The sequence below is a fragment of the Streptomyces sp. NPDC028928 genome (assembly GCF_055564915.1).
This window is the reverse complement of sequence record NZ_JBVHVI010000008.1, coordinates 121,141-133,436: the sequence shown is the minus strand read 5'-3', so window position 1 is coordinate 133,436 and position 12,296 is coordinate 121,141. Positions and strand designations below refer to the sequence as shown.

At 69.9% G+C, this 12,296-nt stretch carries 11 protein-coding genes and 1 tRNA gene; 4 read left to right on the top strand and 8 right to left on the bottom strand.

Annotation, left to right across the window (positions count from 1 at the left end):
- Nucleotides 1–324: 324 nt before the first annotated feature.
- The 3 genes from ACZ4U1_RS20430 to ACZ4U1_RS20420 all read right to left on the bottom strand — a co-directional run bounded on the left by ACZ4U1_RS20430 (nucleotide 325) and on the right by ACZ4U1_RS20420 (nucleotide 3,117).
- The gene (locus ACZ4U1_RS20430; RefSeq protein WP_467904896.1) at nucleotides 325–1,287 is read right to left on the bottom strand and encodes a DUF5926 family protein; all 963 of its coding nucleotides are present in this window, start codon (nucleotides 1,285–1,287) and stop codon (nucleotides 325–327) included.
- A 169-nt stretch (nucleotides 1,288–1,456) separates the two neighbouring features.
- Nucleotides 1,457–2,182, bottom strand: coding sequence for an ATP-binding protein (locus tag ACZ4U1_RS20425; protein ID WP_467904894.1), 726 nt, complete (start codon nucleotides 2,180–2,182; stop codon nucleotides 1,457–1,459).
- A gap of 107 nt (nucleotides 2,183–2,289) precedes the next feature.
- Complete coding sequence (locus ACZ4U1_RS20420) at nucleotides 2,290–3,117, bottom strand: glycerophosphodiester phosphodiesterase (RefSeq protein WP_467904893.1); 828 nt, start codon at nucleotides 3,115–3,117, stop codon at nucleotides 2,290–2,292.
- A gap of 224 nt (nucleotides 3,118–3,341) precedes the next feature.
- On the opposite strand from ACZ4U1_RS20420, the gene ACZ4U1_RS20415 reads away from it, so the two are divergent.
- Nucleotides 3,342–4,718 carry a S1C family serine protease gene (locus ACZ4U1_RS20415; protein WP_467904892.1) on the top strand — a complete coding sequence of 459 codons (1,377 nt, stop codon included), beginning with the start codon at nucleotides 3,342–3,344 and terminating at the stop codon, nucleotides 4,716–4,718.
- 28 nt (nucleotides 4,719–4,746) lie between these two features.
- Here ACZ4U1_RS20415 and ACZ4U1_RS20410 read toward each other — a convergent pair whose 3' ends face one another.
- The 4 genes from ACZ4U1_RS20410 to ACZ4U1_RS20395 all read right to left on the bottom strand — a co-directional run bounded on the left by ACZ4U1_RS20410 (nucleotide 4,747) and on the right by ACZ4U1_RS20395 (nucleotide 8,660).
- Nucleotides 4,747–5,649: a bile acid:sodium symporter family protein gene (locus tag ACZ4U1_RS20410; RefSeq protein ID WP_467904890.1), complete on the bottom strand. Its 903-nt coding sequence runs from the start codon at nucleotides 5,647–5,649 to the stop codon at nucleotides 4,747–4,749.
- Nucleotides 5,650–5,729: 80 nt separating this feature from the next.
- Nucleotides 5,730–7,064 carry a Dyp-type peroxidase gene (locus ACZ4U1_RS20405; protein WP_467904889.1) on the bottom strand — a complete coding sequence of 445 codons (1,335 nt, stop codon included), beginning with the start codon at nucleotides 7,062–7,064 and terminating at the stop codon, nucleotides 5,730–5,732.
- A gap of 20 nt (nucleotides 7,065–7,084) precedes the next feature.
- On the bottom strand, nucleotides 7,085–8,098 hold the full coding sequence (locus tag ACZ4U1_RS20400; protein WP_467904887.1) for a hypothetical protein: 1,014 nt from the start codon (nucleotides 8,096–8,098) through the stop codon (nucleotides 7,085–7,087).
- A 28-nt stretch (nucleotides 8,099–8,126) separates the two neighbouring features.
- Complete coding sequence (locus ACZ4U1_RS20395) at nucleotides 8,127–8,660, bottom strand: hypothetical protein (RefSeq protein WP_467904886.1); 534 nt, start codon at nucleotides 8,658–8,660, stop codon at nucleotides 8,127–8,129.
- Between the two features lie 471 nt (nucleotides 8,661–9,131).
- Here ACZ4U1_RS20395 and ACZ4U1_RS20390 point away from each other — a divergent pair.
- Both ACZ4U1_RS20390 and ACZ4U1_RS20385 read left to right on the top strand, forming a co-directional pair.
- Nucleotides 9,132–9,216 (top strand) — tRNA-Ser (locus ACZ4U1_RS20390).
- 216 nt (nucleotides 9,217–9,432) lie between these two features.
- Nucleotides 9,433–10,521 (top strand): hypothetical protein, encoded by a 1,089-nt coding sequence (locus ACZ4U1_RS20385; RefSeq protein ID WP_467904885.1) that lies wholly within the window; start codon nucleotides 9,433–9,435, stop codon nucleotides 10,519–10,521.
- A gap of 59 nt (nucleotides 10,522–10,580) precedes the next feature.
- Here the strand turns inward: ACZ4U1_RS20385 and ACZ4U1_RS20380 are convergent, their stop codons facing one another.
- Complete coding sequence (locus tag ACZ4U1_RS20380; RefSeq protein ID WP_467904883.1) at nucleotides 10,581–11,453, bottom strand: bifunctional DNA primase/polymerase; 873 nt, start codon at nucleotides 11,451–11,453, stop codon at nucleotides 10,581–10,583.
- Between the two features lie 368 nt (nucleotides 11,454–11,821).
- Here ACZ4U1_RS20380 and ACZ4U1_RS20375 point away from each other — a divergent pair, with 368 nt between their 5' ends.
- The gene (locus ACZ4U1_RS20375) at nucleotides 11,822–12,133 is read left to right on the top strand and encodes a hypothetical protein (RefSeq protein ID WP_467904881.1); all 312 of its coding nucleotides are present in this window, start codon (nucleotides 11,822–11,824) and stop codon (nucleotides 12,131–12,133) included.
- The last annotated feature ends 163 nt before the right edge of the window (nucleotides 12,134–12,296 follow it).

Here is a 12,296-nt window from a genome sequence, read left to right as displayed (position 1 = left end):
CGGGATGCGGGGGCCTTCACGCGGGGAAGCGGGGGTTTCACGCGGGGATGCGGGGGCTTCGCGCGGGGGCGGTCGGGAGTCGACGCGGGCCGCTGTCGGGGCGGCGGGCGCGGACATGGAAAGACCCGGTTGCTGGCGACGGGGGATGCACCAGCAACCGGGCTACTGGAACGGTAACAAGAGATCGGCGGTTCGCAAATTCCGGGTTGCCTATTCGGACACCGATTTCCCTGCCGGAACCGGGAGTTGTGACAGGAGTCACCTGCCCTGCGGCCCGGTGCCACGGCTGACCGACCGGTCAGCCGTGACACGCGCGCGGGGGCGTCAGCTGAGCGTGACCTGCCGGTTGGTCAGCCCGCCGCGCGCCCGGCGCTCCTCCGGAGTGAGCGGCTCCTGGACGGCGAGGGCGGCGGCGAGGCGCTCGGCGAACTCGGCGGCCGGCTTCTCCACGTCCTCGGCACCGACCCCGCTCGGCAGGTCCCAGACCGGCACGGTGAGGCCGTGAGCACGGAAGGAGCCCACGAGCCGGGTGCCCTCGCCGAGGCTGGAGCGGCCCGCCGCGTGCAGCCGCGCGAGGGCGTCCAGAAGCTGCTCCTCCGGGTGCGGCATGACCCAGCGCAGGTGGTTCTTGTCCGGGGTCTCGCACCAGTAGGCCGCGTCGACGCCGGCCAGCTTCACGGTCGGGATGGCGGCGGCGTTGGCCCGCTCCAGGGAGGCGGCCACCTCCGGGGTGGCGTTCTCCGCGTCCGGCACCCAGAACTCGAAGCCGCTGTGCACGACCGGCTCGAAGGCGGCCTCCGGGTCGAGCAGGTCCTGCAGCCGGGGCCCCTCGGCCGGGGCGCGGCGGCCCTGCACCGGGGTGCCGGGCTCGGCCTCCAGCGCCCGCTGCAGCGTGTCGGCGAGATCGCGGCTGATGTCGCCGGACGCCGTGTCGTTCTGCAGGCCGATCAGGACCGAGCCGTCGTCGCGGCGCAGCGCGGGCCAGGCCATCGGCAGCACCGTGGCCAGGGTGACCGACGGGACGCCCTCGGGCAGGCCGTCCTTCAGGGTCAGCTCGGCCGTCGCCGCCGGGACCAGCTCCCGCAGCGCCACCCAGTCGCACTCGCCGGACAGCCCCTCGAACGGGCGCTGCACCAGCTCGGTCGCGGCGTGCGCGGCGGCCCGGCCGTGACAGGCCTTGTAGCGTCGGCCGCTGCCGCACGGGCAGGGTTCGCGGGCGCCGACAACCGGGATCTCCCCGTCGATCAGCTGCGGCTTGGCCTTCGTCTGGGGTCGCTTCTTGGCCATGGTGGGTGTCTCCCGGTTACGGCGCTTCTCGTACGGCGGGAGCCTAGCCGTTCACGCCACAACCAACGGGAACCTGTGGACAACGCACGCGCGCTCGACGCCGGTGGTGTGAACACCGGGACCCGCCGGCCGCGCCGGGGGCCAGTCCGGTCCGGCCGGTCCAGCCGGTTCAGTCCAGGTCGTCGAAGGCGTCCGCGAAGTCCAGCCCGGACAGGTCGGACAGGTCGGGCAGGTGGGGCAGGTCCGGCAGGGCGGCCAGGTCGGGCAGTTCCGCCAGGCCGGGCACGCCCGGAGCGGTCAGCTCCGGAAGCGCGGGACGCGTGACGCGCGTAGCGAAAGCGTCGCGGTGGCACCCCGCGTCGGGATCGTGGACGTCCGCGTGGACCACCACCCAGACCGTCACCTCACCCTGGACGTCGTCCCGGACGCCCCAGTCGTCGGCGAGCGCCGTGATGATGTTCAGTCCCCGGCCGCCGTGCGCGGTCACCGACGGAGTGGCCGGCGCCGGGCGGGTCGGGCCGCCGCCGTCCGTGACCTCCACGATGAGCCGCCCGCGCGCGTCGACCCGCCAGGCGGCGCGGACGTCCCCGTCCCCGGCCTGCGCGTCCCCCAGGGGCCGCCCGTGTTTACAGGCGTTGCTCAAAAGTTCGGAAAGGATCAGTACGGCGTCGTCGATGACCGATTCCGATACGCCACCGCTGCGCAGCTGCGCTCGCATCCGGTGCCGCGCCTTCCCCACGCCCGCAGGGCCATGGGGTACGGCCATGCTCGACGACGTGGGCACCTCCTGTGCCACCACCAACGCCACCCCCGAGACCTCCTTCGCCCCACGCCACGGTGTGGATGCCCCCTTGGCCTGTACCGGAAACCGGCCAATCCCCTTCCGGTGACGCATTCGACACGGACGAACACGCGCCGAACGCGCCGGAGCACTCCCCGTGACGGAAGGTGCCGGACAGTGGCCGGTATGGCCGGAATGTGACGGGTGGCGGACTGCCCGGCTCAGCGGCCCAGTTGCCGCAGCACCGCGCGCGGGCGGTTGGTGATGATGGCGTCGACGCCCAGTTCGACGCAGAGATCGACGTCCTCGGGGTCGTTCACGGTCCACACGTGGACCTGGTGGCCGGACCTCTTCAGCCGCTCCACATAGGCGGGGTGGCTGCGCACGATGCGGATCGAGGGGCCCGCCACGCGCACGCCCGCGGGCAGCCGGCCGTCGCGCAGCCGGGGCGAGACGAACTGCATCAGATAGACCGTCGGCAGCGTCGGCGCCGCGGCACGCACGCGGTGCAGCGAACGCGCCGAGAAGCTCATGATCCGGACCGGCGACTCGGCGGCGGAGGCCGGCGCGTCCAGGCCGAACCGCTTCAGCAGCATCAGCAGCCGCTCCTCGACCTGGCCCGCCCAGCGCGTGGGGTGCTTGGTCTCGATGGCCAGCTCCACCCGCCGCCCGGCGTCCGCGACCAGCTCCAGCAGCCGCTCCAGGGTGAGGACGGAGGTCTCCTCGCGGTCCTCCGGCCGGTGCTCCCAGTCGGGCTCCTCGTCCCGCCCGCGCCAGGCCTCGCGCGTCTTCCAGGAGCCGAAGTCCAGGGCGGCGAGATCGGCCAGTTCCAGCGCGGAGACCGCGCCGCGGCCGTTGGAGGTACGGTTCACCCGCCGGTCGTGGACGCAGACCAGATGTCCGTCCGCGGTCAGCCGTACGTCGCACTCCAGGGCGTCCGCGCCGTCCTCGATGGCCTTCCGGTAGGCGGCGAGGGTGTGCTCGGGTGCGTCTTCCGAGGCGCCTCGGTGGGCGACGACCTGGATGGCGTGCTGTCGTGCGTGGGTCACCGCGTCATGGTGCCACCGTCGCCGGGTACACGGGACGGCACTGCGCTCGTTCCTAAGACCTTTGCTCGGAAGATCCTATATAAACCGATATAAAGAAGACCGTCGGACCCACAGCAACCGCTTATCGTGCTCTGACGGCTCGTGGGAAAAGCTGAGTGCAGACCAGTGCTTGACTGCAGACCAGTGCTATCGACGACAACAGGCGTGGACCGAGGAGAAGACCTGTGAGCACCGAGAACGAGGGCAACGCGGTACCCCCGGCGCCGTCCGCACCTCCCGTGCCGATGGCCTCTCCCGCCGCCTCCCCGCAAGGCTCCGCGCCCGAGGGGAACGCACCGACGGCTCCGCTCCCGCCCGTGCCCCCGGAGGCTCCCGACGGCTCCTGGCCGCCGCCGCCGGCCGGCCCGGCCTACGGCGACGGCGGAGCCGGCGGCCCGGGCGCCGGATGGGGTGCCTCGTACCAGCAGCCCGCCCCCAAGCCGCGCAGCGGACGCGGCGGACTGGTGGCGGCGGTCCTGGTGGCCGCGCTGGTCGCGGGCGGCCTGGGCGGCGGCCTCGGTTACACCCTGGCCAAGGACCGGGACGACCGCGGCTCCACCACGGTCTCCGCCACGGACAGCGCCACGCAGGTCAAGCGCGCGCCCGGCACCATCGCCAACGTGGCCGCCAGGGCGCTGCCCAGCACGGTGACCATCGAGGCGGAGAGCAACAACGGCGAGGGCGGCACGGGCACCGGGTTCGTCTTCGACACCCAGGGCCACATCGTCACCAACAACCACGTGGTGGCCGACGCCGTGGACGGCGGCAAGCTCACGGCCACGTTCCCGGACGGCAAGAAGTACGACGCCGAGGTCGTCGGCCACGCGCAGGGCTACGACGTCGCGGTCATCAAGCTCAAGAACGCCCCCTCCGACCTCAAGCCGCTCGCCCTCGGCGACTCCGACAAGGTGGCCGTCGGCGACGAGACCATCGCCATCGGTGCCCCCTTCGGCCTGTCCAACACGGTGACCACGGGCATCATCAGCGCCAAGAACCGCCCGGTGGCCTCCAGCGACGGCAGCTCCACCAGCAAGGCGTCGTACATGAGCGCGCTGCAGACCGACGCGTCCATCAACCCCGGCAACTCCGGCGGCCCGCTGCTGGACGCCTCCGGCGCGGTCATCGGCATCAACTCCGCGATCCAGTCCAGCGGCAGCGGCGGCTTCGGCTCCGGCCAGTCCGGCTCGATCGGCCTGGGCTTCGCCATCCCGATCAACCAGGCCAAGTACGTCGCCCAGCAGCTCATCAAGACCGGCAAGCCGGTGTACGCCAAGATCGGCGCGTCCGTCTCCCTGGAGGAGTCCACCGACGGCGCCCAGATCACCGACCAGGGCACGAGCGGCTCCGCCGCGGTCGAGTCGGGCGGCCCCGCGGACAGGGCCGGCCTCAAGCCCGGCGACGTCATCATCAAGCTCGACGACCACGTGATCGACAGCGGTCCCACCCTGATCGGCGAGATCTGGACCCACAAGCCGGGCGACAAGGTGACGATCACCTACAAGCGGGGCGGCCAGGAGCACACGGTGGACCTCACACTGGGGTCGCGCCAGGGCGACAACTGACCCGCCCCGTCCGCGAGCCGGCGACCACTCAGGACCGGCCTTCCGTACGCGTTTCCGTCTCCACTGCGGTGGGAGCACTTCGTCGGCGGCTGAGCAGTGTGGCAATCGGCAGGGCTGCTGCCAGGCCGCTGAGCAGGATGGCGGCGAGTGCGCCGAGGACGGCGGGCTGGTCGTTGAAGGCGATGCCGATCGCAGCCAGTGCGGGGCCGGCGTTGCGTACCGAGCTGACGCCGCCCATGGTGGTGCGTCGTACGGCTGGACCCGTGGCCAGCAGCGTTCCTAGGGCGAAGGCGGCGGCGGAGAGCAGGAACCCGGCCAGGAGGGCGAGGGAGCCGAGGAGTGCGACGACGCCCCGCCAGTTTCCGAGCAGCATGCCTGCCAGCACGATCAGGAACGTGACGTTGGAGACGGTCGCTGCCGGGGGATGCCATGACCTTGCGGTGGGTTCGGCGTAGTGGCGTATCAGCAGGCCGATGGCGAACGGTACGAGCTGGAGCAGGGCCACGGTCCGGACCAGCGTCCCGACGTCGAGGGAGACATTGGCGCCGGCATCGGCGGCGGTGAGGAGGCCGTTGACGGTGGGGGCGAACGTGATGCTGCCGATGGAGGCGAGCAGCACCTGCATCGCCGCGCCGCTGACGACGTCACCGCTCTGCACCATGGCGAGTTTTGCCCCGAAGGGGCCTCCCGGGGAGGAGGCGACCAGGACGAGCGCGATGAAGGAGGCCGAGGGAAGGCTGAACAGCGCGCCGATGCCCCAGCCGAGCAGGGGGACGACCACCAAGTTGGCGATCAGTGCCAGCAGCAGGAGCGGGATGTCGGTGAAGACCCCGCGCAGTGCCGGCACGGTGGCGCCCAGTCCGGCGGCGAACATGGTCGCGGCGATGAAGATGACGGTGACGGCGTTGAGCACCAGGTGCAGGGTCTCCATCGGGTTTCCCTCGTGTTCATCTGGTTTCCCTCGGCCGGCGGTGCGCGGGGACGGCGCTGGGACGGCTCGCCGTCCCGCTGTCAGTCGTGCAGGTCGCCGAGCCAGCGCAGGGCGGTCAGGCTCGGCAGGAAGCAGTACTCGCCTCCTCGGGTGACGACGAAATGCGGCAGTGAGGCAAGGCGCCGGCGCAGCGGCCGCCGGGGGATGGTGAAGTCGGTGGATCCGGCGCGGGATCCGGTCACGGGGTCCTGGGCGTTGTTCGCGCCGAAGAAGACGCCGTCGTTCATCCACTGGGACTGGACGAACTCGAATTGCCGCCCCAGATGCGCGCCGATGAACGCGAACATCAGGCCGCGGTCGACCCCGTCGTCCTCAAGCACCCCCTCGGGCAGCGGCGGACCGTAGACGGCGCCGCGCCGGATCATGCGGTGCAGTCGCACCTCTCCCGCCACCGCGGCGTCACGGGGGTTGGCCCGGCGGATGTGGCAGCCGCCGGGTGTCTTGAACCCCATCGGGTCGTCGCTCTCGTACAGGAACGTGTTGCGGCGGAACGGGTCGGCACCGAGGGCGGGATCGTCCTGCTGCGGCGCCAGCGCCAGGGGAGCTCCGCTGCGCCAGCGCCCCATGATCTTCGCGGCGATCAGCTCCTCGTCCTGGGGCCCGGTCGAGTTGTCCTTCAGATAGCGGCGGAACTCGGCGACCTTCTGATGGAGCTTGCGGAAGACCGCGTAACTGCCGTTGCGACCCAGGACGGCTGGCTCGGGGCTCTGCATGCCGCCGATCTCGTCCCGGTAGCCGAGGACGAACTCACCAGCCTTCAACGGCACCTCCAACTGGTTGGATCCCGGTATGCCGCTGCCTTCGACGGCCGGATGGCTGACCCCGTCGCGGTAGCCGAAGTGCTCGGTCTCGGTGGGCAGCGCGTAGCAGTCCTGCCGCCATGTCGCCGTCACCCCGGAAAGCCGGTCGTACGCCGGGCGGGCCCGGTCGACAGCCTCCTCAAGGCGGGCGGGGTCGGGTGCGACGGCTGTGATCACCACATGCGCATCGGGACTGCCCAGCGGCGCTTCCCAGTGCTCCGGGCTGCTCTCGCCCACATCGCCCAGCGCCCTTGCACGCGCCACCATGCCCTGCCGGAACTCCCAGGCGAACGTGTCCAGCGAGGCGCGCGGCACCCCCAGCACCTCCAGGCCGCGACAGGTGACGGCCACACTCACCCAGGTCTCCCCCAGAGGGCTGACCGACTCCGCCGCGGAGGTCACGGCCGTACTCGCGCGACGCATCAACTCCCGCCCGTGCGCTTGGTCGTCGATGCGGAAGACGAGGTAGGTCGCCGCGTAAGGCGTCGGCCGGGCACTGAGAACCCCGCGCTGGATGTCGTCGAGTTGCAAAGCGATGTCCGTGTGCAGGCTCACGGTTGACCTCCGCGCCGGCCTTACTTGGAGACGACGTTCCGCCAGAAGTTCCGCAGGCTGTCGTCGCCGCCGAACAAGGAACTGAAGATCGTCGAGTCCGCCAGCAGCAGATCGGCCGCCCGGTCACCGCTGGGCGGCATCCACAGGAACATGTTGAACTCCGCGTTGCCGGCCTCGGTGAACGGATGCGGCCGGGACATGTCGATCGGTTGCCTGGCCAGCACACGGACGGCGTCCGGGTCGTCGGTCGTCACGTCGTAGTGCGGCAGGTGCATGTGGAAGTTGAAGTTCGTCACCCCGTCGAGCCAGCCCTTCGGGTCCAGGTCCCGGACCCTGGACAGCGGGGCGATCTGGCTGTTCTCGAGCGTCGCCGGACGCAGCCCGTACCGGTTCATGACCGGCACGTCGAGACCCTTCATCAGGTCCCTCACGTAGGTCGCGAACCGCTGCTGCCGGGGCACCAGTGGATCACCGTGATGGCGGTATTCCATCTCGCGGACCTTCAGGTCGTCCGAGGAGCCGACATCGTGGTGGGGTCCCAGGACGAGGCAGGCGTCCTCCCGGGCGAGGAACGCCCGCAGCGCCTCGATCTCGCCCGGCTGGGCCTCCTGCTCGGTGACCGCGTGGTCCAGCCCGAACACGAACATCACGTCCGTGTCGTCGAGCACCCGCTCGTCGAGCGGGGTGAAGAAACCCGCCTGGTCGATGCGCTGGTAGACCGGGACGGGATGCCCCGTGACCTCTTCGACGTAGTCCTGGAACGGCACCCAGGCCCAGAAGAACAGCTCCAGCGACCCGGCGATGCCCTGCTGGAACCGATACGGGTCCGACCACTTCGGGTCCTCGTACGCGGGCCACGCCACCCGCCTGACCTCGGTCATCGTGGAGAACCGGTTGTCCAGCTCGGCTGCGTTGCGACCGGCCTCGGCCGGGTAGCTCCACGACACGTAGATGCTCACCCGCCGCCCGCCAGGGGTGTACTTCCGCGGAATGTGCCGCTGGTTGTACGTGCGCGCGGTCCTGATCTCGCTCATGTCGATCGTCTCACTGCACCTGATCGTCTCACTGCATCTGGTCGAGCATCTCCGACAGGGCACTCTTGATCCGCAGAGCCTTCTTGATCTCGTCCGCCGTCACGTACGGATACTCTCCGTACTCGATGAAGCTCGGACAGTGGTGCTCGCGTACGAAGCGCACGAATGCTTCGGGATTCGTCCGCCAGTCCTCGGGAAACCCTTCGAGGTTCTCGAAGGCCGTGCTCACGCCCGCCTTGCTGAAAAGCGCGACGGCGTCCTCGGTGTACTTGTCGAAGTCGGTGTCGAAGATCCCCTGGTACATGAAGCGCGTGTCGTCATCGAAGAGAACCCAGCGCAGGTAGTGCAGTTTCAGCGGCGCGAGCAGGTACGGGTCCTGTTCCAGCGCCTTGGCCAGGGTGTACCCGTACTCCCGCATCGTGTCGGCCCTGCCCGGCTTGACCTTCGCGACGATCGTGAACCCGTAGCACGCCGGGGTCCTCGGAAAAACGGGGCCGTACTTTCCCTGTTCCAGATGGTCGGTCTCCTTGGGGATGACGGCCGCCTGCGGCTTGATCTCCATGTCCGCTCCTCACTGTTCCGGAGGCCGGGACGGACCACTTCCAGCGTCACACCAGGCGCCGGGACGCGCCTGCTGAGCAGGTGCGCTGATCTGCGGCGCTGGCCACTTCGGCGTCAGCGCTTGCTGGCTACCTTGAAGACAACGACCACCAGCCCGAGCATCAGATGACGGGCCACTCGTGCGTACACGCTCCGCGGATCTCCTTCGCCCCGACGGACCCGCCCGTGATCCGCTCCTTGAACAGCCGGCCGTCCACGCGGGTCGCCCATGCGAGGGAGCCCGGCTCTCCGTGGTTCCGGTGTGGTCACGTGCGTTGCGCGCCGCACTGCCACGCACGGCAACCCTGACGGCAACGACGGCACACAGACGCTGGTGATCACCACCCAGTGGACCTTGTGTGGACCACCGCCCCCGCCCGTCGCCCGGTCCCGGTACGCTGTACCCGCTCCGCCCCTGGTGGGCGGGCGCGGAGGTGGGTTGCCCGAGCGGCCTAAGGGAACGGTCTTGAAAACCGTCGTGGCGCGAGCCACCGTGGGTTCAAATCCCACACCCACCGCGTGAAGAACGGCCCCTGACCAGGCGAGACGGTCAGGGGCCGTTGTGCTGCGCCGTTCTTTTACCCGTCGTTTTCCGCTCCGTCAAGTCCCGAATCCTCGGAGCGTGACCCTGCTGCCGGATTCCGGCCTACTTGAAGTGCGGGCCTCACCGGAAACCACCGAGGAACACGAGGCACCGGGGCGTGAAAAGCGTCGTTCACTTCACTAGGAGAGCCATGAACCGCAGCATCCGCAAGCAGAACCGAGTCCGCAGCAACCGCGTTCTGGGTCTGGCGACGATCACCGCTTCGGCCGCCATTGTCGGCGGCGTCGTGATCCCGGCCGGCGCGGCCGGAGCGGCTCCGATGCCGGATTCCGCGGTGGTCAGCTCCGTACCGGGCAAGGGCGGCCACAAGCACCTGTGCACGGACAAGAAGTGGCACAAGAAGCACTCCAAGGACTCGAAGTACTCCTGCTGGTACAAGAATCAGCAGTTCTTCTGGGACAAGCACCACAAGGCGTTCTTCGTGGAGAAGGACAACAAGCCGCGCTTCCTCGCCCCGAGCCTCAACAACATCAATTTCTTCCAGAACATCAACATCACGAACAACCAAACCAACAACATCACCAACAACGGCACCATCAACGGTGGCATCAATATCAACAACGGCAACCAGTTCAAGGACGAGAAGGGCATAGAGAAGCTGGAGGAACAGAAGAAGAAGGAGGAGGAGCAGAAGAAGGCCGACGAGCAGAAGAAGGCTGAGGAGGACCAGAAGAAGGCTGACGAGCAGAAGCAGCAGGAGGAGGAGCAGAAGAAGGCCGAGGACGAGCAGAAGGCTCAGGAGGAGGAGCAGAAGAAGGCCGAGGACGAGCAGAAGGCTCAGGAGGAGGAGCAGAAGAAGGCCGAGGACGAGCAGAAGGCCCAGGAGGAGGAGCAGAAGAAGGCCGACGAAGAGCAGAAGAAGGCCGACGAAGAGCAGAAGAAGGCTGAGGAGGAGCAGAAGGCGCAGGACGAGCAGGCCGCGGCCCAGGAGAACGCCGAGCAGCCCGCCGACGAGAACGCGGACCAGCCCGCCGACGAGAACGCGGACCAGCCCGCCGACGAGAACGCGGAGGCGCCTGCCGAGCAGCCCGCCGACGAGAACGCGGACCAGCCCGCCGAGGTGCCCGCCGAGCAGCCGGCCGAGCAGCCCGCCGAGGAGGTTCAGGAGGAGCCCGCCGAGGTGCCCGCCGAGCAGCCGGCCGAGGACGCCGGTGCCGTCGATGCCGGGTCTGTCGACTCCGGTTCCGTCGACGCCGGGGCTGTCGACGCCGGCGAGTGATCCGCCAATCCGCTTCCTCTGGGGTGAAGGCCTTCCGGGCCTTCACCCCACTGGCATGCTCAGGGCCGGTGCCCGGTCAGCCGTGCCGCCGAGGCGATGGTGGCGCGGGCCTCGCGTTCGGTCAGCCCCGTGTCGCACGCGGCGGCCACGAGCGGGGCGACGAGGGCGGGCCCGATGCCGTTCTCGTAGGCGCGGCAAGCCGCCCAGAACAGACGGGTGTTGCGCTGACCCTCGTGCGCGGCGAGGACGAACTGGACCAGCCCCTGTCCGTGGCCGTCCGTCGGTGGATGGGCGGGATGCGGGGCCCGGGGCGGGGGCAGCAGCAGGCGGAGCAGGGACGGCGGGCAGGGGGCCGGGGCCAGGTGGGCGGTGCCGGGCGCGGCGGTGTAGACGCCGTGGTCGGTGCGGGAGCCGGGGCCCACGAGGTAGCCGCCGGCGCCCCGGATGTCGATGCCGGGGGCGAGCCGGCCGGCCGAGTTCGGTACGACGGTGTCCGGCGGGCCGGTCAGCCACAGGTGCCGGCCTCCGCTCGGGGTGAGGACGACGACCGTCTCCGGGATCGTGAACAGGTGGCGCAGGGCCAGCTCGCGCAGGGCGGCCGAAGAGTCCGTGCCGGACTTGGTGTCCAGGTCGACGCCGATCAGGTGGTACGGCGGGAGCCCGCAGGCGATGCCGTAGCCGGTGGCCCAGGGCGCGGCGGCGAAGAGTTCGCGGATGCGGGCCGGATCGGTGGAGGCGTCGTACACGCCGTGGCCGAAGCGGCCGCACTCGCCGTGGCAGGGGCGTCCGGCCGGGGCCGGGTCGGTGCGGTGGGGGGAGGGCAGGGCCGGGAGCTTCGTCCGGGACAGGGGGATGACGGCCAGGCCGCGTTCGGCGGCTGACAGGGCATGTGCGAGGGCCAGCGTCCTGGCCTGCCGGTCGGTGGTGGCCATGACTTCATGTTCGTACGCATGTTCGAAAAAGGGAAGGGTGGTCCGGCGTGACGCGCCGGGGTGGACGGGAATGGCCGGAAAGGTGCCGGAACGATTCACCTTTTGTGTTGCTTGAGTGACGGACGCGCATATCGGTCCGCTCGGGGTAGGGACGTGATCAAAGATGGCGATAGGGGTTTATCGACTTGTCATCACGCTTGCGTGCGAATCGCGGCTTCCGTGGGGGTTCGCCGGGGATTCGGTGGGCACCTCTGGTTGCGCGACGTCGTCCACGACAGTCAAGGCGGTCGGCCAACCGCCCTGACACCAGCCACAGTTCACGAACTCCCGGCCTTCGGGCCGCTGAGTGCTTGGTTCTGGAGGAACACATGGCACGTACCCGTACCGCCCGCGTTCTCGCCGCCGCATCCGCTCTCCCGCTCGCAGCCGCCCTCTTCGCCGGTGTCGCGGCGGCGGACAACGGCGCCATCGCGGACGACGGATCGAACGCGGGCGTGGCGGCCGTCCTCGGCAGCGGGGTCGGCGGCGTCAACACCGGCAACTCGTCGACCACGAACCAGAACGCGGTCGGCTCCGGCGCCTCGAACCAGAGCAACACCGCGCAGGTCGACGGTTCCGCGTTCACGGCCATCCAGCAGGGCAACCACAACGTCCACGTCGACTTCACCCACCTGTGGTGAGCCTCGGGCGAGGGCCCTCCTGACGAGGGTGCTCGTGGGGTGTGCTTCAGGGTCGCAACACGTCTGCGCGGCGGTGCTCCGGTGCCGCCGCGTCGGCGTTTTCCGGACCGGAGGCGGGGGGGCGGCGGTGACCTTGACACTCCCGAGAATCTGACGGACAGTC